Genomic DNA, 25,884 nt, shown 5'->3' with positions numbered 1-25,884 from the left:
GCGGAGAAGAAGAATGGGATTGTTGAGTCTTGCCATCTGGTTGCCCATCGTCAGCGGCGCTTTGCTGCTGATGCTGGGTCGTGAGGACCAGGCCAAAGCCGCCCGCTGGATGGCCTTGCTGGCCGCCATCGCCGGCCTCGCCGTGACGTTGCCGCTGATCAGCGGTTTCGACACCTCGACCGCCGCCATGCAGTTCGCCGAGAACCTGCCCTGGATCGAGCGCTTCAACATCCACTACCACCTCGGTGTGGATGGCATCTCGATGTGGTTCGTGCCGCTGACGGCCTTCATCACCGTGATCGTCGTGGTCGCGGCCTGGGAGGTGATCACCGAGCGGGCCCACCAGTACCTGGGCGCCTTCCTGATCCTCTCCGGCTTGATGATCGGCGTGTTCTGCGCGCTCGACGGCATGCTGTTCTACGTGTTCTTCGAGGCCACGCTGATCCCGATGTACATCATCATCGGCGTCTGGGGCGGTCCGCGGCGCGTCTATGCAGCCTTCAAGTTCTTTCTGTACACGCTGGCCGGTTCGCTGCTGATGCTGATCGCGCTGCTGTACCTGTACGTGAAGTCCGGTGGCAGCTTCGACATCCTCACGTGGCACAAGCTGCCGCTGCCGATGAACGCGCAGACGCTGCTGTTCTTCGCCTTCTTCGCTGCCTTCTCGGTCAAGGTGCCGATGTGGCCGGTCCACACCTGGCTGCCGGATGCCCACGTCGAGGCGCCCACGGGCGGCTCGGTCGTGCTGGCCGCCATCATGCTGAAGTTGGGCGCCTACGGCTTCCTGCGCTTCTCGATGCCCATCGCGCCGGATGCAGCGCGCCACTGGGCCTGGTTCATCATCGCGCTGTCGCTGATCGCCGTGGTCTACATCGGCCTCGTGGCTCTGGTGCAGAAGGACATGAAGAAGCTGGTGGCCTATTCGTCCATCGCTCACATGGGCTTCGTGACACTCGGCTTCTTCATCTTCAACGAGCTGGGCGTCTCGGGCGGCATCGTGCAGATGATCTCGCACGGCTTCGTCTCGGGCGCCATGTTCCTGTGCATCGGCGTGCTCTACGACCGCGTGCATTCGCGTGAGATCGCGGACTACGGCGGCGTGGTCAACACCATGCCCAAGTTCGCGGCGCTGGCCCTGTTCTTCGCCATGGCCAACTGCGGCCTGCCGGCCACCGGCGGTTTCGTCGGTGAGTGGATGGTGATCCTCGGCACCGTGAAGTTCGACTTCTGGCTGGGCGCCATCGCGGCCACAGCCCTGGTGTTCGGCGCGGCCTACACGCTGTGGATGTACAAGCGCGTCTACTTCGGCGCCATTGGCAACGACCACGTGCGCGAGCTCACCGACGTGAACGCCCGCGAGTTCTCGATGCTGGCCGTGCTGGCTGCAGCCACGCTCTTCATGGGTGTCTACCCCAAACCCTTTACCGACGTGATGCACGCTTCAGTGACCGAGTTGCTCAAGCACGTGGCCGTCTCCAAGATCAACTGAGGCGCCCGAGATGAATACGATGAACTGGCTCTCGGTCTATCCCGAAATCGTCCTGCTGGCCATGGCCTGCCTGGTCGCCATGGTCGACCTCTTCGTCACCGATGCGCGCCGCACGCCGACCTATCTGCTGACGCAGCTCACGCTGGCGGTGGTGGGTGTGATGCACATCGGCTACTTCAACAGCGGCGAGACGGCCTATGGCATGCAGGGCATGGTGGTCTCCGACCCCATGGGCCACCTGCTCGCCTTCTTTGCCTGCGTCGCCGTGATGGTGACCCTGGTCTACGCGCGGCCCTATGCCGGTGCGCGCGACATGCTCAAGGGCGAGTTGTTCACGCTCTCGCTGTTCTCGCTCTTGGGCGTGAGCGTCATGCTCTCGGCCAACAACTTCCTGGTCATCTACCTCGGCCTCGAGCTGATGAGCCTGTCGCTTTATGCGCTGGTGGCCCTGCGCCGTGACCATGCCATTTCGACCGAAGCGGCGATGAAGTACTTCGTGCTGGGCGCCTTGGCCAGCGGCTTCCTGCTTTATGGCCTGTCGATGATGTACGGCGCCACGGGTTCGCTGTCGATCCCGCGCGTGTTCGAGGTCATCAGTGCCGGCACGGTTAACAAGTCGGTGCTGATCTTCGGCCTGGTCTTCATCGTGGCGGGCCTCGGCTTCAAGCTCGGCGCTGCACCGTTCCACATGTGGGTGCCCGACGTCTACCAAGGCTCGCCGACGGCCGTCACGCTGATGATTGGCGCGGCGCCCAAGCTGGCTGCCTTTGCCATCACCATGCGCCTGCTGGTTGAGGGCATGGTGGGCCTCGCGGTGGATTGGCAGCAGATGCTGATCGTGATGGCCCTCGTGTCGCTGGTGGTTGGCAACCTCGCCGCCATCGCGCAGACCAACCTCAAGCGCATGCTGGCCTACTCGACCATCGCGCAGATGGGCTTCATGCTGCTCGGCCTGGCCTCGGGCGTGGTGAACGGCAATACGCTGTCGGCATCGAATGCCTACAGCTCAGCCATGTTCTACACGGTAACCTATGTGCTGACCACGCTGGGCAGCTTCGGCATGATCCTGCTGCTGGCCCGCCAGGGTCATGAGTCGGAAGAGATCGCCGACCTGGCCGGTCTCTACCGCCGCAGCCCCTGGTATGCGCTGGTGATGCTGGTGTTCATGCTGTCGCTGGCCGGCATTCCGCTGACGGCGGGCTTCTACGCCAAGCTGGCCGTGCTGCAAGCCCTGGTGGCCACCGGCGTGAGCTTGTACCTGGGCCTCGCGATTGCCGCCGTGGTGCTGTCGCTGATCGGCGCCTTCTACTATCTGCGTGTCATCAAGGTCATGTTCTTCGACGAACCCACCGACAGCAGCGTGCTGACAGCCCCGACCGACGTGCGCCTGGTGATGTCGCTGAACGGCCTGGCCGTGGTCGCCTTCGGCTTGCTGCCGGGGGGGCTGATGGACATGTGCAAGCAGGCCATCCTGCGCACGCTGACTTCCTGAGCGGATGAATCAGTCCGCCGCCATCTGGCTGGTGCTGCTGGTCGCGCTGATCTCGGCCAACGCGCCGTACTTCAGCTCGCGGCTCTTGCTGGTGGGCCCCAAGCTCATTCGCAAGAACGCCGGCTGGCGTCTGCTGGAACTGGCCCTGCTGGGCCTCGCAACCCTGCTGCTCGGCTTCGCCCTCGAAGCCAGCCAGGGCCAGCGCCAGCCGCAGGGCTGGGAGTTCTATGCGGCCGCCACCTGCGTCTACCTGGTGTTCGGCTTTCCTGGCTTTGTCTGGTGCTACCTGCGCCGCCAACGCCATGAAGACTGACGACGCAGGGCAGGGCGACGCGGCGATCAGCGAGACGCTGATCGAATCCACGCAGGCCTTCCGCGGCAACTTCCTCGATGTGCGCCGCGACCGCGTGCTCCTGCCCGATGGCCGCGAAGCCGGCCGCGAGTACATCGTCCATCCGGGCGCGGTCATGATCGTGCCGCTGCTGGACAACGGCCGGCTGCTGATGGAGCGGCAGTTCCGCCACCCGATGGGTCGCGTGATGCTGGAGTTCCCGGCCGGCAAGATCGACCCCGGCGAATCGCCGCTCGCCTGCGCCCAGCGCGAGCTGCGCGAGGAGACAGGCTACAGCGCGCGTGAATGGGCGCATGCCGGTGTGCTGCACAACGCCATCGCCTATTCGACAGAGGGCATAGAGATCTTCTTCGCCCGGGGGCTCACGGCAGGCGAGCGCCAGCTCGATGAAGGCGAGTTCCTCAACCTCGTCAGTCACTCGACGACCGAGCTCGACGCCATGGCCGTGGACGGCGAACTGACCGACGCCAAGACCCTGATCGGCCTGCTGTGGCTGAGCCGCTGGCAGGACGGCGAGTGGGCTCTGGACTGGAAGAAGCAGTCCTAGGCCGCTTGCGCGCTGTTCGCGCGGCCATGCTGGCAACGGCGCGCTTGCGTCGCTGCAAACCAAGAGCCTTTGCATTTCGTCGGTCCAAAACGCGGCCGATCCGACTAAACCACGCAGCCTGTCACATGACTGATGGCTGTGCCGTTCGGCATGGGTATGCTGGCGCCGCTTCGTGAGAGGGCAAGGCTGCCCACCCCAAACACTTCTGGAGAGAGCATGACGACGCGCCACATTCCCGTTGCCCTGACCGTACTGGTGGCGGCCTTGATGAGCCTTTCCGGCTGCCAGCAGGGCAATGCCGAGAAGAAGGACTCCAGCAAGGATGTGCCGGTGCTGCAGCTGGCTTCCGAGGACCGCCTGGTCATGGGGGAGGCCGAGCATGGCAGCGGCCCCTTGATCACCGGCGCGGTCCAGCCCGAGAAGCGCGCCGATCTGCGCGCCGAGATCTCGGCCGTGGTCTTGCATGTGCTGAAGGAGAACGGCGAGACCGTGCGCCGTGGCGACCTGCTGGTGCAGCTCGACACCACCTCCATCCGCGACAGCCTCAGTTCCGCCGAGGAGGCCGTCCGTGCCGCTCGTGAAAACTTCGAGCAGGCCGAGCGCCAGTTCCAGCGCCAGAAGACGCTGCAGGCCCAGGGCATGGTCTCGCAGCAGGCGCTGGAAGACGCCGCCAACCGCCGCATCTCGACGCAGAGCGACAAGGCTGCGGCCGAAGCCCGCCTGGTGGCCGCCAAGCAGCAGATGGCCCGCACCGAGGTGCGCGCGCCGTTCGACGGCGTGGTCAGCGAGCGCCGCGTTTCGCCTGGCGACACCGCCCAGACCGGCAAGGAACTGCTGAAGGTCATTGACCCCAGCTCCATGCGCTTCGAAGGCTTTGTCTCGGCCGACCGCCGGGCCGATCTGAAGATCGGGCAAGACGTGGACCTGCGCATCCATGGTGCCAGCCAGGAGCGCATCGAAGGCCGCATCCGCCGCATCGACGTCTCGGCCAATCCGGTCAGCCGCCAGATTGCCGTGCTCGTCGACCTGAATGACAAGCGCGCCGCCTCGGTCTCCGGCCTGTATGGCGAAGGCTATGTGCGCACCTCCAAGTCGGCGGCCCTGATGCTGGGCGATGCCGACCTGCAGCGCGACGGTGACCAGGTCTATGCCTGGATCGTCCAGGGTGGCAAGCTGCATCGCCAGCCGCTCAAGCTCGGTGATCGCGATGAGCGCCGGGGCGAGTTTGTCGTGGCCGATGGCCTGAAGGTGGGCGACATCGTGCTGCGCAACCCCAGCCGCACGCTGGTGGAGGGCTCGCCCGTGACGGCCAAGGCTGCCGCCAACGCGCCTGCCGCTAAGCCGGCAGCGGCCGCCGCCTCGAACGCTTCCTGAGGAGCTGTCCATGCTGATCTCAGATTTTTCGATCAAGAAGCCGATAGCGACCATCGTCTGCATCATCAGCCTGATGGCGCTGGGGCTGATGGCGCTCTCGAAGCTGCGCGTCAACCAGAACCCGGACGTGGAGGTGCCCTTCCTCTTCGTCTCGATTCCGTATCCGGGCGCCTCGCCAGAGACCTCGGAGCGGGAGATCGTCAACCGCATCGAGAAGCCGCTGCTCGCCGTGCCCGGCGTGACCGAGGTGCAGGCCAGCGCCAATGAAGGCCAGGCCAGCTTCTTCATGAAGTTCGACTTCAAGAAGAACATGATCGAGGCGGCCGACGACGTGCGCAACGCCATCGCCTCGGTGCGCTACCAGCTGCCGCAGGAAATGCGCGAGCCCATCATCCGCCGCGCCGACCCCTCGGCCCAGCCGATCATGCAGGTCTCGCTGGAGAGCAAGACGCTCAGCCATGCCGAGATCTCGCGCATCGCCGAAGACCAGCTCGCCGACAAGTTCCGCGGCGTGGCCGGTGTGGGCACGGTCGAGATCTTCGGCTCGCTGAACCGCGAGCTCTCGGTGCTGCTGTCGGGCCAGAAGCTGCGCGAGTTCAACGTCTCGGTCAGCGAGGTCACCAGCGCCCTGCAGCGCCAGAACATCTCGGCCCCGGTGGGCAAGGTGCGTGGCGAGTTCGAGGACCAGAGCATCCGCCTCGTCGGCCGCATCGGCCAGCCGGTGGACTTCGAGCGCATCGTCATCAAGCGCAATGCGAATGAGCTGGTGCGCCTCGGCCAGGTGGCCACGGTCAAGGACGGCTTCTCGGAGCGCCAGACCCTGTCCATCCGCAATGGCCGCCCGAATGTGGGCCTGTCCATCACCCGCTCGCGCGAAGCGTCCACGGTGAGCGTGGCCAATGAGGTGCGCAAGCTTGTCGAAGAGGCCAACAAGACCTTTCCTGCCGGCACGCAGCTGGAGATCACCCAGGACGGTGGCAAGAACGCCCAGGACAGCCTCAACAACGTGATCCACGCCCTGGTGTTCGGCGCCGGCCTGACCATCTTCGTGGTCTATGCCTTCCTGAACTCCTGGCGCTCGACGCTGATCACGGCCACCTCGCTGCCGACCTCGGTGATCGCGGCCTTTATCGCGGTCTGGATCTTCGGCTTCACGCTGAACTTCATGAGCCTCTTGGGCCTGTCACTGGCCATCGGCGTGCTGATCGACGACGCCATCGTGGTGCGGGAGAACATCGTCCGCCACATGGAGCGCGGCGCGGACCGCATGACGGCCGCGCTGAAGGGCACGGCCGAAATCGGCATGGCCGTGGCGGCGACCACCTTCTCCATCGTGGCCGTGTTCGTGCCGGTGGCCTTCATGCCCGGCATCTCGGGCGAATGGTTCCGTCCGTTTGGCCTGACCGTCGTGGCCTCGGTGCTGGTGAGCTTGCTGATCTCGTTCACGCTGGATCCGATGCTGTCGGCCTTCTGGGGCGACCCGCCGAACCATCACCTGGAACCCAAGCGCGGCATCTCCAAGATCCTGCAGCGCTTCAATGAATGGTTCGACCATCAGGCCGACCGCTACGGCAATGTCATCGCCTGGGCGCTGCACCACCGCCGCTGGATGGCCTTCATCGCCGTGACCAGCTTTGCCGTGGCCATCATGCTGCAAGCCAAGTTCGGTGGCACCAGCTTCCTGCCCTCGAGCGACTCCGAGACCATTGCCGTTGAAGTGCGCACGCCGCCGAGCTCCAGCCTCGAATACGCGCGCCGCAAGCTGGCGGCCGTTGACGAACTGGCCGCGCTGATCAAGGAAAAGAAGAGCACCGACGCCTTCGTCAACGTGACCGGCGGCAAGCTCTACATCAACATCGGCAAGAGCTATGAGCGCAAGCGCACGGCCCAGGAAATCGGCGGTGAGCTGCGCCAGCACCTGACCAAGCTGGCCGGCGCCGAGTTCTCGGTGCTGGACGACTTCAGCGGTGGCGGCGGCCAGAAGCCGGTGCAGATCCGCTTCTACGGCACCGACACCCGCAAGCTGCTCGAGCTGACCGAAGACTTCATGAAGCAGCTGCGCAAGGTGCCGGGTGCCGTGGACGTGGCGCTGTCGCAGCAGAACGCGCAGAACGAGCTGCAGGTCGAGCTGCACCGTGGCCTCGCGAACCAGCTCGGCATCTCGGTGGGCGACGCGGCCAATGCGCTGCGCGTGGCCTTCGCCGGCATCCAGGTTGGTGACTGGGTCGACCCGACCGGCGTGACCCGCGACGTCTCGGTGCGCCTGCAGCCCAGCGACCGTGTGGACGCGAGCAACATCGAGCGCCTGCCCATCAGCGTGGCCGGCACCGGCCAGATGGTGCCGCTGGACCAGATCGCCACCATCACCATGGGCAAGGCCCCGGCCACCATCCAGCACCTGGACGGCAAGCGCGTGATCGGCGTGTCGGCCAATGTGCAGGGCCGTGCAGCGGGTGACGTGACCAAGGACGCCATGGTCCTGGCCAACCAGATGAACTTCCCGTCCGGCTACGGCATCAAGCTGGCGGGTGGCTCCAAGGATCAGCAGGAAGTGTTCAGCTCGATGACCATCGCCCTGGTGGCGGGCATCGGCCTGATGTACCTGATCCTGGTCATGCAGTTCAACTCCTTCACCGCACCGATGGGCGTGATGCTGTCGCAGCCGCTGTCGCTGATCGGCGTGGTGGTGGCCCTGCTGCTGACCAAGGGCACGCTGAACCTGATGAGCTTCATCGGCATCATCATGCTGGCGGGCCTGGTCGCCAAGAACGCCATCCTGCTGCTCGATGCGGCGCGCCAGGAAGAGGCCAATGGCGTGGACCGTGAAGAGGCGCTGATGCATGCGGGCCGCAAGCGCTTCCGCCCCATCCTGATGACCACCTTCGCGCTGATCGCCGGCATGATGCCGGTGGCCATCGGCATCGGCGAGGGCGCGGAGTTCTACCGCCCGATGGCCGTGGCCATCATCGGCGGCACGATCACCTCGACCTTCCTGACGCTGCTGATGGTGCCGAGCTTCTACGACAGTATCGAGAACTTCCGCGACCGCCTGAAGTCGCTGTTCACGGTGCGCCGTGCACGCTGGACCATCGTTGGTGCCATTGCCCTGACCATTGGCGAATTGCTGATGGTGATGGTCGGCTTCCTGACGCTGACCATCTTCCTCTACTGGGGCATCAGCGGCCTGGTCAAGCGCCTGCGCGGTGGCCGCCCGGCCATGGCCCTGAGTGCAGGCGCTGGCGCCGGCGACGACTGATTCGTCAGAGCATCCGGTTCGGATTGAAGAGGCCCTGGGGATCCAGGGCCTTTTTTATGTGCCGCATCAACTGCAGGGCGACCGGGTCCTTGCGTGCGGCCAGCTCCTCGCGCTTCAACTGGCCGATGCCGTGCTCGGCCGAGATCGATCCGCCATGGGCCTGCACGGCCCCGTAGACGATGGCGTTCACAGCCGGCTCCTGCTCGCGCAGGAAGCGGGCCGGATCCTCGCCCTCGGGCGCCTGCACATTGAAGTGCAGATTGCCATCGCCCAGGTGGCCGAAGTTGACCAGCCTGGCCCCCGGCACCAGTTGCAGCAGCGCGGCTTCGGTGCTGGCGCAGAAGGCCGGAATGGCTGAGATCGGCAGCGAGATGTCGTGCTTGATGTTGAGCCCCTCCTGGCCCTGGGCCAGCGGAATGGACTCGCGCAGCTGCCACAGTGCCCGCGCCTGCGCGAGGCTTTGGGCCACGCTGGCGTCCTGGATCAGGCCAAGTTCGAGCGCCTCGCCGAGCAGCCGCTCGAGCAAGGCGTTGGCATGGGCCTCGCCCTCGCTGCTGGACAGCTCCAGCAGCACCGTCCAGGGCGATGCCGCGAGCGGCTGGGGCAGGGCGGGCAGATGGCGGCGCACCAGGTTCATCGAGAAGGCGTTCATTGCCTCGAAGCCGGTCAAGCCGGCGCCGGCATGTCGACGAGCCAGGGCCAACAGGGCGACGGCTGCGCCAAGATCGGCGCAGGCGGCCAGGGCAGTCAACTGGCCAGCCGGCAGCGGATGCAGTTTCAGCGTGGCTGCGGTGATCACGCCCAGCGTGCCCTCGCTGCCGACGAAGAGGTCGCGCAGGTCGTAGCCGGTGTTGTCCTTGCGCAGGCCCGAGAGGCCGTGCCAGACCTCGCCGGTGGCGGTCACGACTTCCATGCCGAGGCACAGCTCGCGCGCATTGCCATAGCGCAGCACCTGGGTGCCGCCAGCATTGGTGGCGAGGTTGCCGCCCACGGTGCAAGTGCCTTCGGCGGCCAGGCTCAGCGCGAACAGGAGACCTTCGGCCTCGGCAGCCTGCTGGGCCGTCTGCAATACGCAGCCTGCTTCCACCGTCATCGTCAGATTCGCCGCGTCGATGGCGCGAATGCGGTTCATGCGCTGCAGGCTCAGCAGAATTTGCTGCCCACTCGCGTCGGGTATGCCGCCGCCAACCAGGCCGGTGTTGCCGCCCTGCGGCACCAGGCTTGCGCCGTGGCTGGCGCACGCGCGCACGATGGCGGCCACTTCTTCCGTGCTGCCGGGGCGCACCACGGCCAGGGCCTGGCCCCGCCAGCGCTTGCGCCAATCGAGTTCATAGGGTGCGCAGGTCTCACCCTGCAGCACCTGGGCCTCGCCAACCGCTGCGCGCAGCTCGGTCAGGAGGGCGCTCGCGTTCATTGCGCAGCTTTGGCGGCGCGCAGCCGCTGCCGCACCTGCAACGAACAGGCGATGAAGACCAGCACCGACAGCGCCACCTCGCCCCAGGCCAACCAGGCGCCGATGCCATGCTCGCTGGTGGCACGCACCAGGCCTTCGCCGCAGTACAGCCAGATCATCAGGCTGACCCAGCGGAAGGTGTAGAGCCGGTAGCGCCAGAGGCCGACCAGCGGGAAGAGCAGGGGCAGGGCCTTGATGGCCAGCGTGCCACGGCCGGTCGGCGCGAGCCAGAGTTCCCAGGCCAGGCAGAGCACGAAAAGCCCGGCCACGCCGAGCAGGGCGAGCCATCGCGAGAGCTGTTCTTCGGGGCTGGCAACACTGCGATCGGTAGGCGTGAGGGGAAGGGCACTGGACATGGCTGGCATCATAGCCAGCATGACGACTTCGATTCCCGATCCACAGGCCACAGATGCCGCACAGGCTGCCGCCGCCGACGCGGCCGACGCGGCCGACGCCAAGCCCGCCACCGCCTGGCAACTGATCGCCGGCCTGCCAGCCGTGCTGGCCCAATGGCCCTGGCGCGAGAGCCTGCGCCTCTTGCAGCTGCGCTTTCGCGAGGACCGCCTCGGCCTCACGGCCGGCAGCCTGACCTTCACCACGCTGATCTCGCTGGTGCCGCTGCTTACAGTGATGCTGGCCTTGTTTACCGCATTCCCGATCTTCGCGTCCTTCCAGACCGCGCTGGAGAAGTACTTCCTGCAAAGCCTGATCCCCGACAACATCGCCCGCCCGGTGATGCTGGCCCTGACGCAGTTTGCGGCCAAGGCCAACCGGCTGGGCCTTGTGGGCCTGCTCTTCCTCGGCGCCACGGCGCTGACGCTGATGCTGACCATCGACCGCACGCTAAACGTGATCTGGCGCGTCAAGCGGCCGCGCCCGATTGCGCAGCGCGTGCTGGTTTACTGGGCGGCGCTGACGCTGGGGCCCTTGCTGCTCGGCGGCAGCCTGGCCTTCACCAGCTATGCGATCTCGGCCGGCAAGGGCGTGGTCGGCAAGATGCCCGGCGGGCTCGAATCCATTCTCAACATGCTGGAGCTGGCGGTGCTCACCATCGGCGTGGCCGGGCTGTTCCATTACGTGCCCAACACGCATGTGCGCTGGCGCCATGCGCTGGCTGGCGGCATCTTTGTGGCCCTCGGATTCAACGCGGCCAAGAGCATCCTGGCCTGGTACGTGAAGCAGGTGCCGACCTATTCGACGCTGTACGGCGCCTTCGCCACCGTGCCCATCTTCCTGATCTGGATGTACCTCGGCTGGGTCATCATGCTGGCCGGCGCCTTGCTGGCGGCCAATGCGCCGGCGCTGGCCGGGCGCATCCACCCGCGCCGCGAGACGGCTGGCTGGCAACTGGCCCTGGCGCTGGATGCACTGCGCGCGCTGTGGGAGACGCAGCGGGCGGGCGAGGGCGGCCTGTCCAGCCTGGCGCTGGCGCGGCGCTTGAGGGTCGATCCGCTGCAACTGGAGCCGGTGCTGGACGAGCTGCTGCGGCTGGACTGGCTGGGCCGCCTGGAAGAAGAGGGCGCGCAGCGGCTGACGCTGCTGATTGCGCCGGCCACGGCATCTGCCGAACCCTTGCTGAAGTCCTTGCTGGCCGAGCCGGGCATGGCCCTGGCGCCGCTGTGGGCGCGCTCGGGCTGGCAGGCCTGCAGCGTGGCCGAACTCTTAGGAATGCAGGACCACCAGCAGCGCGCTGGCGTTTGACTTGCTGCGGTTGCGGATGGCGTGAGGGCCATCCACCGCATAGCGCGCTGTCTCTCCGGCCTTCAGCACCTGGCTGTTCCCGCCAGCTGTCACTTCCAGCGCGCCGCTGAGCACGCTCAGATGCTCGCGCGAGCCTGGCTCGTGGGCGGCTGATTCCAGCGCGCCGCCGGGCTGCACGGTCAGCTCGTACCACTCAAACTGGCCAGCCAGGTCGATGGGGCCGAGGATGCGCAGGGTGCACAGGCCATCCGGGCTGCTAAGGCTGGGCGTGGCATGCGAGGCCACAGTTTCGATGGCCGGTGCGGCCGGCCGCTCGCCGCCCAGCAGTTCCGACAACTCCACTCGCAAGGCATTCGCCAGGCGCCAGACCACGGCAACCGTGGGGTTGGCCTGGTTGCGCTCGATCTGCGAGAGCATCGACTTGCTGACGCCAGCCCGGCGCGACAGCTCGTCCAGCGACAGCCCTTGGGCCTGGCGCAGCGCCTGCAAGGTGGCGCCCACGCGGGGAGGCTCGAGAACGTCGGACGCGGGAATGGACATGAGCTTGACCTTGAAAAGCAATTCCGTGATACTGCACGAAAGTTCGATATACCGAACTGTGTTCTGTTTAGTGAATTGTGCACCAGGAGTGAGGCCATGACCACAGCGTTCTACGAACATCTGCAGCAGGAGCTGCAAACCATCCGCGAAGCCGGCCTCTACAAGAGCGAGCGCATCATCACCACGCCTCAGGGTTCGCTGGTCCACACGGCCGACGGCCGCGACGTGATCAACCTCTGTGCCAACAACTACCTGGGCCTGTCCTCGCACCCGGCCGTGATCGAAGCGGCGCATGAAGCGCTGCGCACCCATGGCTACGGCCTCTCGTCGGTGCGCTTCATCTGCGGCACACAGGACCTGCACAAGACGCTGGAGCAGCGCCTGGCCAAGTTCCTCGGCACCGAGGACACCATCCTCTACGCGGCGGCCTTCGATGCCAATGGCGGCCTGTTCGAGCCGCTCCTGCAAGAGCAGGACGCCATCATCAGCGACGAGCTGAACCACGCCTCCATCATCGACGGCATCCGCCTGTGCAAGGCCAAGCGCTTCCGCTACAAGCACAACGACCTGGCTGATCTCGAGGCCAAGCTGGAAGAGGCCAAGGCGGCCGGCGCCCGCTTCACGATGGTGTTCACCGACGGCGTCTTCTCGATGGACGGCACCATCGCCCAACTCGACAAGATCCGTGAACTCTGCGACCGCTACGGCGCGCTGCTGGGCATCGACGAATGCCACGCCAGCGGCTTCCTGGGCAAGACCGGCCGTGGCACGCATGAGTACCGCAACGTCTTCGGCAAGATCGACATCATCACCGGCACGCTGGGCAAGGCGCTGGGCGGCGCCTCGGGCGGCTTCACCACCGGCCGCAAGGAAGTGATCGAGCTGCTGCGCCAGCGTTCGCGCCCCTATCTGTTCTCGAACACGGTGGCGCCCAGCATCGTCGGCGCATCCATCGCCGTGCTGGACCTGCTGGAGGCCTCGACCGACCTGCGCGACAAGCTGGAAGCCAACACCGCCTATTTCCGCGAGGCCATCCAGGCTGCCGGCTTCGAGATCAAGCCGGGCACGCATCCGATTGTTCCCATCATGGTCTACGACGCGGTGACGGCGCAGAAGCTCAGCGCGCGCTTGCTGGAGCTGGGCGTCTATGCCGTCGGCTTTTTCTTCCCCGTCGTGCCCAAGGGTCAAGCGCGCATCCGCGTGCAGGTGTCGGCTGGCCATTCCCGCGAGCAACTCGAGAAGGCCGTGGCCGCATTCGCGCAAGCCGGTCGTGATGTCGGTCTGATCAAGGAATAAGCGCCATGACGACCAAGATCCTCATCATCGGCGCCAACGGCCAGATCGGCACCGAGCTGGCTGTTGAACTGGCAGAGCGCCACGGCAAGGCCAATGTCATCACCAGCGACCTGGCGCCGGAAGGCCGCGTGCCCTACCTGACGCACGAGATGCTGGACGTGACCGACGCGGCCGCCCTGGCCGCCGTGGTCAAGCGCCATGCGATCACCCAGATCTACCTGCTGGCCGCAGCGCTGTCAGCCACCGGCGAGAAGCATCCGATGTGGGCCTGGGACCTGAACATGAAGGGCCTCTTGCATGTGCTGGAGCTGGCCCGCACGCAGAAGCTCGAGCGCATCTTCTGGCCCAGCTCCATCGCTGCCTTCGGCCCGTCGACCCCGCAAGTCGGCACGCCGCAGACCACGGTGATGGACCCGACCACGATCTACGGCATCTCCAAGCTGGCTGGCGAGCGCTGGTGTGCCTGGTACCACGCCAAGCATGGCGTGGACGTGCGCAGCCTGCGCTACCCGGGCCTGATCAGCTACAAGACGCCACCCGGCGGCGGCACGACCGACTACGCCATCGACATCTTCCATGGCGCCTTGAAGGCTGGCCGCTACAGCTGCTTCCTCGAAGAAGGCCAGGCCCTGCCGATGATGTACATGCCCGATGCGCTGCGCGCCACCATCGAGCTGATGGAAGCGCCGGCCGAGAGCATCCGTGAGCGCGGCTCCTACAACCTCAGCGGCTGCAGCTTCACGCCGGCCGAGATCGCCGCCGAGATCGCCAAGCAGGTGCCGGGCTTCGAGATCGAGTACGCGCCCGATTTCCGTCAGGCCATCGCTGCCAGCTGGCCGCAGTCCATCGACGATTCCGCCGCCTCGCGCGACTGGGGCTGGAAGCCGGCCTTCGGCCTGGAGGCCATGGTCCGTGACATGCTGAAGCATCTGCGCCTGCAGTTCGCTCAGCAAGCTTGATCGGCTCCGGCGGGCCGCTGTTAAGCTGGCCCGCATGACCTCAAGCCTCCGCTCACTTTGCCTGCTCGGTCTGCTCTGTGTCCTGCTGCCTGCGGCCGCCGAGACGCAAGAAGAGCCGGCCAAGGCCAAAACTGCCGACGAGCCAGAAGCGAATGCCAGCGCTCAAGGCTTCCACTATGTGCTGGGCCTGCGCGCGGCCTACCAGCCCGAGTTCATGGGCGCCCGCGAGTACAAGACCTCGGCGCGGCCCCTCATTTCCCTGCAGTGGGGCAAGTGGCGACTGTCTTCCTCTGGCGCCAGCGCCGTGATGGGCTTCGGCCGCGATGTCCAGGGCAGCGGCGCCAGCACCGACCTGCTGAGCCGCGACCGCGTCAAGGTCAGCCTCTCGCTGCGCTTCGACAGCGGGCGCCAGAGCAGCGATTCGCCCCGTTTGTCCGGGCTGCCCGACGTGCGCCGGACCCTGCGGTCCCAGCTGTCGACGCGCTACAGCCTGAGCGACGAGCTGAGCCTGGGCGCCAGTTGGTCCACCGACCTGCTGGGCCGAGGCGGCGGCTCAGTCGTGGGCCTGGGGCTGGGCTACCGTCTCTATCGCGATACCAAGACCGAATGGACCACCGGCGCCGGTGTGGGCTGGGGCAGCCGGCGCTACCAGCAGAGCTATTTCGGCGTGGCTCCGGAGGTGGCTTCCCGCACGCTGTACGCGGCCTATCAGCCGGGCAGCGGCTTGCGCGACGCCTACCTGGGCATGGGCCTGACCTATGCGATCACACACCACTGGATCGCCTTCAGCTCGGCCAGCATTGGCCGGCTGCAGGGGCCGTCGGCCGACAGCCCCCTGGTCGAGCGCCGCAGTGCCGGCCAGGTCGCGGTAGGCCTGGCCTACCGCAGCCGTTGAGCTTGCTGCCTGGCGCCTCAGCCCTTGCGGCCCGGCAGGCCCTTGATGGTCATTTCCTTCAGCAGGTTGTCCGCATGGTCGATCTGCTGCATCACCCACAGCATGTAGCGGATGTCCACATGGATGGCGCGCGTGATGGCGGTGTCGAAGTACCAGTCCTTGGTCACCGACTCATAGGTCGAGTCGAAGTTCAAGCCCACCAGCTCACCGCGCTTGTTCATCACGGCCGAGCCTGAATTGCCCCCGGTGGTGTCGGCGCTTGACAGGAAGTTCACCGGCACCGTGCCCAGCACCGCATCGCGGTAGTCGCCGTAGCGCTTGGCCTGCACCGCGTCGCGCAGGGCTTGCGGCGCGTTGAACGGCTCCTTGCCCGTGTGCTTCTCGAGGATGCCTTCGACCGTGGTGAACGGGCCCTTGCTGATGCCATCACGCGGCGTGTACGGCGCCACGCTGCCGAAGGTCACGCGCAGCGTGGAGTTGGCATCGGGGTAGACCGGCTTGCCCTGCGATTTCTTGAAGGCGATGAAGGCCTGCATGTAGCGCGGGATCACGCGTTCGAGCGTGCCGTCCACGTCCTTGCGGCGCTGCTCCATCGTGGCGGCGAGCGCCTGGTTGGCCACGGCCATGCGCAGCAGCGGGTCGCTGGCTTGCTCGATGGCGGCGGCGTCCTTGCCCAGCCACGCGAGACGCTGGACCGTGCTGGACAGCTCGGTGGCGGCATACAGGGCCGGCACGGCGTCAGGCGCGGGCAGCAGGGCATCCAGACCTTGCGGATGGACGGCTGCGGGCAGCTTGGCGAAGCGCTGCAGCGCGGCTTGCCAGCGGGCCTGGTCCACGATCGGCACCAGTGATTGCTCCAGGCGGGTGAGGCGTGCCTTGATCAAGGCCTGGTCGCGCTCCTGGTAGCCGAGCTCGCGTTCGGCGTCCGGCTTCTTGCGTTCCAGGGCCGCGCGGTACAGCGTGCGCGCCGCGCGGTACAGCTCGCTTTGCGTGGCGACGCTCATCGCGAATTCCTGTTCGGTCAGCGCGAGGTCGTCGGCAATCGCGGCATCGAGCTCGGCCAGCAGCGAGGGATCGGCGGCCTGGCCATGTGCAGCGAACCAGCGACGGAACTCGGCATCCTGGCCGTCCTTGATCGCGGCAATGTCCTTGCGGGCGAAGCCGTCCATCAGGCCCTGGTTCTTCTTCATGCCGTTGTTGATGCTCTTGACCACGGCGGCGTAGCGCACGGCCCACTCGGCATTGCCGGCCGTTGCCTGAGCGATGGTGGCCACGTCGGCTTGAGACTCGGCCACGCGGCGCGGGTAGCTCACGTCACGGGCCTGGCGGATCTCCACCGGCAGCTTGTAGCGGCTGGTGCGGCCCGGGTAGCCTGCCAGCAGGATGGGATCACCGTTCTTAAGGCCGGCGGCCGAGACGACGAGGAAGTCCTTGGAGTGATAGGGCACGTTGTCCGGCGACGGATCGGCCGGGCGGCCGTCCTTGCCCACATAGGCGCGCAGGAAGGCGAAGTCGCCGGTGTGGCGCGGCCATTCGAAGTTGTCGACCTCGCCGCCGTAGTTGCCGATCTTGTCGGACGGCGCATAGACCAGGCGCACATCTCGGATCGCCAGCTGGCGGATGCGGTAGTACTCGAGGCCGCGATGGAAGCTGGGCACCGAGCAGCGGTAGGCCTTGTCCTGCTCGCACTCGGCGATCAGCGCCTTGATGCGGTTCTGGATCTGCTTGTGGCGCTCGGCGCCCGAGAGCTTGGCATCCAGGCCGCCGCTGACCTGGGCGGTGACGTTCTCGACCTTGTCGGTCACGTAGATGCGGTCGCTGGGGCCGGCCGGCAGTTCTTCGGCCCGGGTCTTGGCGAGGAAACCATCGGCGATCAGGTTGCGGCTGGCGCTGGAGTTGCGCTGCACGGCGCCATAGGCGCAGTGGTGGTTGGTGACCACCAGGCCGGCATTCGACACGAAGGAAGCCGAGCAGCCGCCAAGCGAGACGATGGCGCTCATCGGGTGCTTGCTCAGGTCGGCGAGCTGCTGGGCCGGGATGGCGATGCCGAGCTGCTTCAGCTCCTTCTGCAGCTGCGGCAGCTGGTAGGGCTGCCACTGGCCTTCATCGGCCTGGGCGAGGGGGGCGGCCAGCAGCAGGCTGGTGAGCAGGGAAAGCGGGGGAATGCGACGGTTCACGATCGTGGCTCTTGAGGGTGTCAAAGGGGAGGGCCCAAGCCCGCCAGTGTGGCATGGGCGTGGCCGCCAGCGATGCGCAGGGCGCACGCGCCGGCAGGCCGGGAAGCCGATGGAAAGGGGAGGAAAAGGATCAGAACGGAATCTTGCCGGTCCAGATGTCCTTGTACATGACCCAGTCGCCCATGAAGCTGTAGAGCGGCCGCTTGAACGAGGCCGGCTTGTTCTTCTCGAAGCCGAAATGGCCGATCCAGGCGAAGGCGTAGCCGCACAGCAGGCCGATGGCAATCCACCAGGCCTCGCCGCTGTAGAGGGCTCGGGCCAGGCACAGCAGGCCGAGCGTGGAGCCGACAAAATGCAGGCGCCGGCAGGTGCGGTTCTGGTGCTCGCCCAGGTAGAAGGGGTAGAACTCGGCGAAGCTGTTCATCTGCTTCACGGCGTCGGTACTGCTCATGGTCGTCACCTCAGGTCGTCAGTCACTTCAGGGCTTGCCTGAGCGCATTCCAAACCGGATCGGGCGCCTCGGCCATCAGTGAATGCCCGGCGGCGAGGCTGACCACGCGGGCGTTCAGCGCCCGGGCCAGCTCGGCTGCCTGGCGCGGCGAGGTCATCTGGTCCTTGTCGCCGAGGATGAAGGTGGCCGGGCAGGTCACCTGGGCCGCGGCTTCCAGACCGCCGGCGTAGCTGTCGCACATCCTGAAGTCGTGCTCGAACAGGTTGAGCGCGGTCTGCTTCGCCTGCATCCGCCGCTTGAGCGCGATCTCGCCACCTTGCAGCCAGGCGCCCGGGCCCGGGTAGGAGGGTTTGCTCGCGATGCCGGCGAACGAGAAGGCGTTGACCATGTCGATGGCCTTCAAGGGCTGCTCGCGGGCGGTGCTGAGCAGCGCCTCCGACACCTTCATCGGATAAGCCGTGCCCAGCATCACCAGGCGCGTCGCCCGCTCCGGTTGGCGCGAGGCCGCTTCCAGCGCGATCAGCGAACCCATGCTGTGGCCCGCCAGCGCGGCCTGTTTCACGCCGGCGGCATCGAGCAGGGCCCAGAGCCAGTCGGCCGCCGCTTCCACGCTGGCCGCCACCGGCCCGCTGCTGCGGCCATGGCCCGGCAGGTCGACGGCCAGCACGCTGTGACCATGGTGGGCCAGCGAGCGCGCCAGCAGGGTGAAGACGCTGTGGTCGTTCAGCGCGCCGTGGACCAGCACCACGCAGGGCAGGGCGGGGTCGAAAGGCTTGCCGCCGGTGTAGGCATAAGCCTCTTGATCGTTGACGATGAGCTTCATGCTTTGCTCGCGATCTTCAGGGCGCGCTTGAGGTCGTCGATCAGGTCATCGGCATCTTCGAGGCCGATGGACAAACGGATGGTGCCGGGCGTGATGCCGGCCAAGGCGAGTGCTGCATCGTCCATGCGGCTGTGCGTGGTGCTGGCCGGGTGGATCACCAGCGAGCGGCAGTCGCCGACATTGGCCAGGTGGGAGAACAGCTTCAGGGATTCGATGAAACGCCGGCCCTGCTCGCGCGTGCCGGTGATGTCGAAGCTGAACACCGACCCGCAGCCGCGCGGCAAGAGCTTCTGCGCGAGTGCGTGGTCACGGTGCGCGGCGAGGCCGGGATAGCCGACGCGGGCCACCGTGGGCTGGCCGGCCAGGAAATCGGCCAGCTTCTGCGCGTTCTTCACGTGGCGCTCCATGCGCAGGCCGAGGGTCTCGATGCCTTGCAGGATCAGCCAGGCCGTGTGCGGGCTCATGCAGGCACCGAAGTCGCGCAGGCCTTCGCGGCGGGCGCGCAGGAGGAAGGCGCCGACGGTGCTCTCCTCAGCGAAGACCATGTCATGGAACCCGGCATAGGGCTCGCACAGTTCGGGGAACTTGCCATGCCTGTCATGTGCGGCCTGCCAGTCAAAGGCGCCGCTGTCGATCAGCACGCCGCCCACCACCGTGCCATGGCCCGAGAGGAACTTGGTGGCCGAGTGGTAGACCAGGTCGGCGCCGAGCTCGAAAGGCTGCTGCAGGTAGGGCGTGGTCAGCGTGGAATCGACCAGCAGCGGCAGGCCCGCCTCGTGCGCGATGGCAGCCACGTTCGGGATGTCCAGCACGTCGAGGCCGGGGTTGCCCAGGCTCTCGCCGAACAGCAGCTTGGTATTGGGGCGGATGGCCGCGCGCCAGGCATCGAGGTCGCCGGGCTTCACGAACGTGGTTTCAATGCCGAAGCGGGCCAGCGTGTAGTGCAGCAGGTTGTGCGAACCACCATACAAGGCGCCCGAGGACACGATGTGCGAGCCGGCCCCAGCCAGCGTGGCAATGGCCAGGTGCAGGGCCGCCTGGCCGCTGGCGGTGGCGATGGCGCCCACGCCGCCTTCCAGGGCTGCCATGCGCTCCTCGAACACGGCCGTGGTCGGGTTGGACAGGCGCGAATAGACATGGCCGGCCCGCTCCATGTTGAAAAGCGCAGCCGCATGCTCGGAACTCTCGAAAACGAAGGAGGTGCTCAGGTGCAGCGGCGTGACGCGCGCGCCGGTGCTGGGATCGGGTGTGGCGCCGGCGTGAAGGGCCAGGGTATCGAAGCCGGGCATGGTGTCTCCGAGGTGTTTGGAGCGCAGATTGTGTGCTATGTTGGTCGCGTCTGAACCAAGCCTCGCCATAGAGGAGAGCCCCATGAAAGTCATCGACATCCTGCGCGTCAAGGGCGGCACGCTGTACACCGTTTCCCCTGACCAGCCGCTGGCCGAAGCCGTGACCACCATGGCCGAGCTCGATGTCGGCTCCCTCGTGGTGATGGAGCACGGCGACCTTGTAGGCATGCTGACCTTCCGCGAGGTGATCGCGGCCATCGTCAAGAACGGCGGATCGGTCGGCACGACCCTGGTCCGCAGCGTGATGGACGACCATCCGCTGACCTGCACGCCGGAAACCGAGATCGACGAAGTGCGCCGCATGATGCTGGGCCGCCACGCCCGCTACATGCCGGTGCTGAACGGCCGCACCTTGAATGGCGTCATCTCTTTCTATGACGTGGCCAAGGCCGTGGTCGACAGCCAGGACTTCGAGAACCGCATGCTCAAGGCCTACATTCGCGACTGGCCGCTGGAAGACGAGCCGGCGCCAGAATCCAAGCTCTGATCAGGTCTTGTTGATGAAGTAGTCAGGTTGCAGCGCGCGCGTCAGCGCGATCGCCGGCAGCACGTGGTCCAGATGGCGGCGCATGGCCGCCATCGCCTTTTCTGGGCTGCCACTTTTCAGCGCCTCCACCACGGCCGCGTGCTCGGCAATCACCTCCTGCATGCGGCCCTGGATGGGCAGGGTCAGGCGGCGGAAGCGGTCCACTTGCGTCTTGGCCTGCGCGATGGTGCGCCAGACGCCGGGGAAGCCGGCCAGCTCGGCCAGCAGTGCATGAAAGGCCTCGTCGGCGCGATGAAAGCCCGGCTGGTCCGCTTTCTTGGCGCAGCGCCGCTGCTCGGCCAGGCAGTGCTCCAGTCGCACAAGCGCCGCCGGTGTCAGCTGCCGCGCGGCACGTTCGATCACGGCCAGCTCCAGCGCGGTGCGCACCAGCATGGCCTCTTCCAGCTCATGCACCGGGATGCGGGCGACGAAGGTGCCCGAGCGCGGGCGTATCTCGATCAGCCCTTCCTCGGTCAGGCGCTGCACCGCCTCGTGCACCGGCGTGCGGCTGAGTTCGAACTCGGCAGCGATGTCTTTCTCGTTCAAGCGCTCGCCAGGCGCCAGCTCCAACGCGAGGATGCGCTGGCGCAGCAGTTCGTAGACCTGCTGGGAGGCTTTGGCGGCGGCGGCGGCGGGCTGCTTGCTCATCGGCGGCCGATCATAGTGAGGGCGGCGCGCATGCCTTGGGCATCGATCAGTGCGAGTTGCTCGGCCAGCGCATCGGTCAGGCCGGGCCGCTGGTTGAGGTCTTGGCCCCAGAGCGTGCCTTGCGCGAGCCAGCCTTGCGCCAGGTCGCGCCAGGTCCAATCACCCACCCGCAGACGAGCCCAGGCGGTTTCGAACCAGCCCAGATGCTCGGGCGCATCCGAGAGCGCGATGCACTTGCCGCGATAAAGATGCATGGTGGCGCCCAGGGCCAGCACCAGTCGTGGCGCAGGCTGCTCATGCGCGAGCAGCGCCGGCAGCAAGCGGGGCGCGAACTTCGGCCAGCTGTTCAAGGCGATGGCCGACAGGCGATGCTGAACGAAGGGGTTGCGAAAGCGCCGCTGCACGGCATCGGCGAACGGCTGCAGGTCTTCAACCGGCAAGGGCAGGGCGGGCATCAGTTCCTCGCGCAGGGCCTCGTCCAGGAAGCGCGCTACATCGGCGTCTGCCATGGCCTGGCCCACGCTTTCGAGGCCCAGCAGCAAGGCCACGGGCACCAGCAGCGTGTGGCCGCCGTTGAGCAGGCCGACCTTGCGGCGGCGGTAGGGCCGCAGGTCGGCCACCAGTTCGATGGACAAGCCCGAGCCCGCGAGGCGCAGCTCCTCGGCCAGTGCCGCCGGGCCTTCGATCAACCAGCTGTGGTAGGGCTCGGCGCAGACCATGAAGGGATCGCGCTCGCCCAGCTCCGCCTCGAGCAACGGCCGTTCTTCATCGCTGGGCGCGCCGCTGACGATGCGGTCCACCAAGGTGGAGCAGAAATGGCATTCGCGGTCCAGCCACTCAGCGAAGCCCGGCTCCAGCGACCACAGCCTTGCAAAGTGGAGCACGGCGGCCTTCAGCGCCGGCCCGTTGTTCTCGATCAGCTCGCAGGGCAGCAGGTAGACGCCCGCGCCGCCAGCGCGGTAGCGCTCGAACAGCCAGCGGCAGAGCTTGGCCGGAAAGCTGGCCGGCGGTGCATCGTCGAAGCGGTCCGTGTCGTTCACCGCAATGCCTGCCTCGGTGGTGTTGGAGACCACGAAGCGCAGCGGCGGCTCGGCCGCCAGGGCCAGGTAGTCGTTCCAGTGCCGTGCCAGGTCCAGCTCGCGCTGCACGCAACGGATGCGCTGCCACTGCTTCAGCGGCGCACCCTGGTCGTCGAGGCCGCGCAAGAGCACGTGGAAGGGCGCCTCCATCAAGGGCGCCGTCGAGCGGCCGGTGGGCCGCACCATCACCACACCGGCCTGCAGATCGCAGCGCTGGTTCAGCAACTCGATCATCCAGTCGACGAAGCCGCGCAGAAACACGCCCTGGCCGAACTGCAGGACCCTGATCGGCAGCGTTGGATCGCTCACAGCGAGATGTCCCGCTTCCAGAACAGGAAGTCGTATTGCTGCAGGCGCTCGGCCTTGCTCTGGTACTGGCCGGCAGCGGTTTTCTGGATCAGGCCCAGCAAGTCATCGGCCAGCTGCGGCAACGGCGTGCCCTGGAGCACCGGGCCGCAGTCGAAATCGATCATGTCGGCCAGGCGGGTCGCCACGGCGCTGTTGCTGGCGATCTTCAGCACGGGGACGATGGGGTTGCCGGTGGGCGTGCCGAGGCCGGTGGAGAACAGCACGACGTTGGCGCCCGAGGCGACGATGGCGGTCACGGATTCCACGTCGTTGCCCGGTGTGCACAGCAGGGACAGGCCAGCCCTCTTCAGCTGCTCGCCATAGCTCAGCACGCCGACGATGGGCGAGCTGCCACCCTTGCGCGCGGCGCCGGCCGACTTCATCGCATCGGTGATCAGGCCATCGCGGATGTTGCCGGGGCTGGGGTTCTCGGCGAGGCTGGTGCCCACGGCCTGGGCCTGCTCTTCGAAGGCCTTCATCATCGAGACGAAGCGTTGCTGGTCCTGCGGGTCCTCGCAACGGGCGATCAGCTCGGCCTCGACGCCGCAGAGCTCCGGGAACTCCGCGAGGATGGACGAACCGCCCAGGCCCACGACCAGGTCGGAGACCAGGCCCATCACCGGGTTGGCCGAGATGCCCGAGAAGCCATCGGAGCCGCCGCACTTGACGCCGATCTTCAGCATGGAGAGCGGTACCGGCTGGCGCTGTACATTGTTCGCCTCGGCCAGGGCCTTCAGCAGGTCCTGCAAGGCCGCCTTCATCATCGAGGCCTCGTCGCTCGAGGCCTGCTGCTCGTAGATCAGGCAGGGCTTGTCGAACTGCGGGTTCTGTGCGGCCAGGGCCTCCTTGAACATGGCGATCTGCGCGTTCTGGCAGCCGAGGCTCAGCACCGTGATGCCGGCCACATTCGGATGATCGGCATAGGCCGCCAGCAGCTTGCACAAGGCCCGCGCATCGGCGCGTGTGCCGCCGCAGCCGCCGGCATGGGTGATGAAGCGCACGCCATCCACATTCGGGAAGGGCCGGGCCGGCGTGCGCGGCGGGGCCTGCATGTCTTCGCCGAGCAGGCTCAAGGTGTAGGCGGCGAGGTCGTCACTCGCGTAGCCCAGCGGCCGCTCGACGGCCTTCCGCAACTGCTCGATGTTGCGGTTCTCGCAGAACACCAGCGGGAACACCAGCCAGTGGTTGGCCGTGCCGACCCGGCCGTCACTGCGCACCACGCCGTCGAAGGTTTGGCCCTGCCAGCGCTGCACGTCGGGTGCGTTCCAGCGGTACGGTTCGGTGGACTGCAGCGACACCTCTGCCGCATGGTGGGCCAGGTTGGCTGTGCTGATGGCCTCGCCACGACGGATGGCCTGCGTGGCCTTGCCCACCGGCACGCCGTAGAGCTTGAGCGTCTCGCCGATGGCGAAATCGCGCCGCGCCAGCTTGTGCTTGGCGGCCACCGGGCCGACAGTGGTGATCTGTTCCTGCTCCCAGTGGGCCTGCTCGCCGTCTTGCAGGTCGGCGAGGGCGACCAGCATGTCGTCGTCGGGATGGATGCACAGCAGCTTGGTGTTCATCGCGTTCATGGTGCAGAGAGCCCGAAGTAGTGCTTGGCGTTCTCGTAGCTGACGCCACGCACGATCTGTGCGAGGGCCGCGTCGTCGTCCGGGTACTCGCCGGCCTCCACCCACTGGCCGAGCTGGCGGCACAGCAGGCGGCGGAAGTACTCGTGGCGCGGGTAGGAGGCAAAGCTGCGCGAGTCGGTCACCATGCCGACCGAGGTACCCAGCACGCCGTGAGCCGCGAGGGTCTGCAACTGGCGCAGATTGCCGTCCTTGTGATCGTTGAACCACCAGGCCGGGCCGAACTGCAGCTTGCCGCTGGTCCGGCCGTCCTGGAAGGCGCCGATCAGCGTGGACAGCACCTCGTTCATTGCCGGGTTGAGGCAGAAGAGCAGGGTCTTGGGCAGTTGGTCTTCGGCATCCAGCGTGTCCAGCAGGTCGGCGAGGCCGGCGCTGCTGGTGAAGTCGGCAATCGAGTCGTAGCCGGTGTCGGGGCCCAGCGTGTTCAGGCGGCGGCGGTTGTTGTTGCGCTGCGCACCGATGTGCAGGCACATGGCCCAGCCATGCTGCGCGTAGACCTTGCCGAGCTCTTGCAAGAGGCCGCGCTGGAAGGCGCCGAGTTCGGCCTCGCTCAGCTGGCTGCCTGCGAGCCGACGCTCGAGCAGCGCCTGGCACAGGGCCGGCGTGATCTCGCCGGGCGGCAGCGGCACGTCGATGGCGTGGTCGGAGATGCGGCCGCCCTGGCTGTGGAAGAAGCGCACGCGGGCGGCCAGTGCCTCGACGAGGCTGTCGAAATCGGTGATGCGCACGCCGGCCACGCCGCCCAGGCGTTGCAGGTAGGCGGGAAACTCGGGCTTGTTGCAGCGCATCGCGGCATCGGGGCGGAAGGCGGGCAGCACTCGGGTCTTCAAGGCCGAGTTGGCCAGCTCCGCGTGCTGCAGCAGGTCGTCGGCCGGGTCGTCGGTGGTGCAGGCGATCTCGACCTTGGCCTGGTCCAGCAAGCTCCAGCAGTCCATCTCGGTCAGACGGGCATTGGCCGCTTCCCAGATCCTGCCGGCATTGGCCGCGTTGATGAGCAGTTCGACACCGAACAGCCGGCGCAGCTCCAGGTGGCTCCAGTGGTGGATGGGATTGCCGGCGGCCAGCGGCAGCACCGAGCAGAAGGCTCTGAACTTGTCCTCGTCGCTCGCCGGGCCGGTGATCAGGCTTTCGTCTACGCCGGCGCTGCGCATCAGCCGCCACTTGTAGTGGTCGCCACCCAGCCACAGCTCGGCGATGTTCCGGAAGCGCTTGCGCTCGGCGATCTCGCCCTGCTGCAAATGGGAGTGGTAGTCGATGATGGGCAGGCCGGCTGCCACCTCATGGAAGAGCCGGCGGGCGGTGCCTGTGTCGAGCAGGAAGTCTTGATCCAGGAAGGCGGGCATGGCGGGCTCGGCGTGCAGTGTTTGAAGTATCTGGATTATGAATCTGATATTTCAGAAAACACTCCGGCAGAGCCTATCCAGTCCACGAAAGCAGCTTTCTTGTCTGCGCTCGACCGGCCGCCGATTCCGGGTTTGCCCTGGGGAGCCGGGGCGCCAGC

Annotated in this window: 22 protein-coding genes; 11 read left to right on the top strand and 11 right to left on the bottom strand. The window is 66.8% G+C overall.

Features of this window, described 5'->3' with window-relative positions; all coding sequences use genetic code 11:
• Nucleotides 1-13 precede the first annotated feature (13 nt).
• The 6 genes from J7U46_RS09360 (at nt 14) to J7U46_RS09335 (ending at nt 8,510) form a co-directional block, all read left to right on the top strand.
• Nucleotides 14-1,489, top strand: a complete 1,476-nt coding sequence (locus tag J7U46_RS09360) for an NADH-quinone oxidoreductase subunit M (RefSeq protein ID WP_282825127.1) — start codon at nt 14-16, stop codon at nt 1,487-1,489.
• 10 nt (nt 1,490-1,499) lie between these two features.
• Nucleotides 1,500-2,981 (top strand): NADH-quinone oxidoreductase subunit NuoN, encoded by a 1,482-nt coding sequence (gene nuoN / locus J7U46_RS09355; protein WP_282825126.1) that lies wholly within the window; start codon nt 1,500-1,502, stop codon nt 2,979-2,981.
• Between the two features lie 4 nt (nt 2,982-2,985).
• Nucleotides 2,986-3,294 carry a DUF2818 family protein gene (locus tag J7U46_RS09350; protein ID WP_282825124.1) on the top strand — a complete coding sequence of 103 codons (309 nt, stop codon included), beginning with the start codon at nt 2,986-2,988 and terminating at the stop codon, nt 3,292-3,294.
• Nucleotides 3,284-3,880, top strand: coding sequence for an NUDIX hydrolase (locus tag J7U46_RS09345; protein ID WP_282825122.1), 597 nt, complete (start codon nt 3,284-3,286; stop codon nt 3,878-3,880). Before J7U46_RS09350 ends, J7U46_RS09345 begins: the two co-directional genes overlap by 11 nt.
• 216 nt (nt 3,881-4,096) lie before the next feature.
• The gene (locus J7U46_RS09340; protein WP_282825121.1) at nt 4,097-5,254 is read left to right on the top strand and encodes an efflux RND transporter periplasmic adaptor subunit; all 1,158 of its coding nucleotides are present in this window, start codon (nt 4,097-4,099) and stop codon (nt 5,252-5,254) included.
• A gap of 10 nt (nt 5,255-5,264) precedes the next feature.
• Nucleotides 5,265-8,510 carry an efflux RND transporter permease subunit gene (locus J7U46_RS09335; RefSeq protein WP_282825119.1) on the top strand — a complete coding sequence of 1,082 codons (3,246 nt, stop codon included), beginning with the start codon at nt 5,265-5,267 and terminating at the stop codon, nt 8,508-8,510.
• A gap of 4 nt (nt 8,511-8,514) precedes the next feature.
• On the opposite strand, the gene J7U46_RS09330 is transcribed toward J7U46_RS09335, so the two are convergent.
• Nucleotides 8,515-9,924: an FAD-binding oxidoreductase gene (locus J7U46_RS09330; RefSeq protein ID WP_282825117.1), complete on the bottom strand. Its 1,410-nt coding sequence runs from the start codon at nt 9,922-9,924 to the stop codon at nt 8,515-8,517.
• A complete protein-coding gene (locus J7U46_RS09325; RefSeq protein ID WP_282826186.1) occupies nt 9,921-10,328 on the bottom strand; it encodes a DUF2069 domain-containing protein in 408 nt (135 codons plus the stop codon). The genes J7U46_RS09330 and J7U46_RS09325 overlap by 4 nt, the downstream gene beginning before the upstream one ends.
• A gap of 10 nt (nt 10,329-10,338) precedes the next feature.
• Between J7U46_RS09325 and J7U46_RS09320 the strand changes: the two genes are divergently transcribed.
• A complete protein-coding gene (locus J7U46_RS09320; RefSeq protein ID WP_282825115.1) occupies nt 10,339-11,664 on the top strand; it encodes a YihY family inner membrane protein in 1,326 nt (441 codons plus the stop codon).
• Here the strand turns inward: J7U46_RS09320 and J7U46_RS09315 are convergent.
• Nucleotides 11,626-12,204 carry an XRE family transcriptional regulator gene (locus J7U46_RS09315; RefSeq protein WP_282825113.1) on the bottom strand — a complete coding sequence of 193 codons (579 nt, stop codon included), beginning with the start codon at nt 12,202-12,204 and terminating at the stop codon, nt 11,626-11,628. The genes J7U46_RS09320 and J7U46_RS09315 overlap by 39 nt on opposite strands.
• 96 nt (nt 12,205-12,300) lie before the next feature.
• Between J7U46_RS09315 and kbl the strand changes: the two genes are divergently transcribed.
• Genes kbl through J7U46_RS09300 form a run of 3 tightly spaced genes read left to right on the top strand, consistent with a single transcriptional unit; the run spans nt 12,301 to nt 15,354 of the window.
• Nucleotides 12,301-13,500: a glycine C-acetyltransferase gene (kbl, locus tag J7U46_RS09310; RefSeq protein ID WP_282825111.1), complete on the top strand. Its 1,200-nt coding sequence runs from the start codon at nt 12,301-12,303 to the stop codon at nt 13,498-13,500.
• Nucleotides 13,501-13,505: 5 nt separating this feature from the next.
• Entirely contained in the window at nt 13,506-14,459 is a 954-nt protein-coding gene (locus J7U46_RS09305) for an NAD-dependent epimerase/dehydratase family protein (protein WP_282825109.1), read from the top strand.
• A 34-nt stretch (nt 14,460-14,493) separates the two neighbouring features.
• A complete protein-coding gene (locus tag J7U46_RS09300; protein ID WP_282825107.1) occupies nt 14,494-15,354 on the top strand; it encodes a MipA/OmpV family protein in 861 nt (286 codons plus the stop codon).
• Nucleotides 15,355-15,371: 17 nt separating this feature from the next.
• Here J7U46_RS09300 and J7U46_RS09295 read toward each other — a convergent pair whose 3' ends face one another.
• The 4 genes from J7U46_RS09295 to J7U46_RS09280 all read right to left on the bottom strand — a co-directional run bounded on the left by J7U46_RS09295 (nt 15,372) and on the right by J7U46_RS09280 (nt 20,094).
• Nucleotides 15,372-17,531: a S46 family peptidase gene (locus J7U46_RS09295; RefSeq protein ID WP_282825105.1), complete on the bottom strand. Its 2,160-nt coding sequence runs from the start codon at nt 17,529-17,531 to the stop codon at nt 15,372-15,374.
• 130 nt (nt 17,532-17,661) lie between these two features.
• Entirely contained in the window at nt 17,662-17,982 is a 321-nt protein-coding gene (locus J7U46_RS09290) for an Mpo1-like protein (protein WP_282825103.1), read from the bottom strand.
• Nucleotides 17,983-18,004: 22 nt separating this feature from the next.
• Nucleotides 18,005-18,805: an alpha/beta hydrolase gene (locus J7U46_RS09285; RefSeq protein ID WP_282825101.1), complete on the bottom strand. Its 801-nt coding sequence runs from the start codon at nt 18,803-18,805 to the stop codon at nt 18,005-18,007.
• The gene (locus J7U46_RS09280; protein WP_282825099.1) at nt 18,802-20,094 is read right to left on the bottom strand and encodes an O-acetylhomoserine aminocarboxypropyltransferase; all 1,293 of its coding nucleotides are present in this window, start codon (nt 20,092-20,094) and stop codon (nt 18,802-18,804) included. The genes J7U46_RS09285 and J7U46_RS09280 overlap by 4 nt, the downstream gene beginning before the upstream one ends.
• 82 nt (nt 20,095-20,176) lie before the next feature.
• Between J7U46_RS09280 and J7U46_RS09275 the strand changes: the two genes are divergently transcribed.
• On the top strand, nt 20,177-20,641 hold the full coding sequence (locus J7U46_RS09275; protein ID WP_282825097.1) for a CBS domain-containing protein: 465 nt from the start codon (nt 20,177-20,179) through the stop codon (nt 20,639-20,641).
• Here the strand turns inward: J7U46_RS09275 and J7U46_RS09270 are convergent, their stop codons facing one another.
• Genes J7U46_RS09270 through uxaC form a run of 4 tightly spaced genes read right to left on the bottom strand, consistent with a single transcriptional unit; the run spans nt 20,642 to nt 25,726 of the window.
• Nucleotides 20,642-21,328, bottom strand: a complete 687-nt coding sequence (locus J7U46_RS09270; RefSeq protein ID WP_282825095.1) for a GntR family transcriptional regulator — start codon at nt 21,326-21,328, stop codon at nt 20,642-20,644.
• Nucleotides 21,325-22,716, bottom strand: a complete 1,392-nt coding sequence (locus J7U46_RS09265; RefSeq protein WP_282825093.1) for a tagaturonate reductase — start codon at nt 22,714-22,716, stop codon at nt 21,325-21,327. Before J7U46_RS09265 ends, J7U46_RS09270 begins: the two co-directional genes overlap by 4 nt.
• Nucleotides 22,713-24,317, bottom strand: coding sequence for an altronate dehydratase family protein (locus tag J7U46_RS09260; protein ID WP_282825091.1), 1,605 nt, complete (start codon nt 24,315-24,317; stop codon nt 22,713-22,715). Before J7U46_RS09260 ends, J7U46_RS09265 begins: the two co-directional genes overlap by 4 nt.
• 5 nt (nt 24,318-24,322) lie before the next feature.
• Entirely contained in the window at nt 24,323-25,726 is a 1,404-nt protein-coding gene (gene uxaC / locus J7U46_RS09255) for a glucuronate isomerase (protein ID WP_282825089.1), read from the bottom strand.
• Nucleotides 25,727-25,884: the final 158 nt, after the last annotated feature.

The organism is Pelomonas sp. V22 (assembly GCF_030014915.1).
In the GTDB taxonomy this organism is placed as follows: Bacteria; Pseudomonadota; Gammaproteobacteria; order Burkholderiales; family Burkholderiaceae_C; genus JAUASW01.
This window is presented reverse-complemented; position numbering and strand designations above follow the sequence as displayed.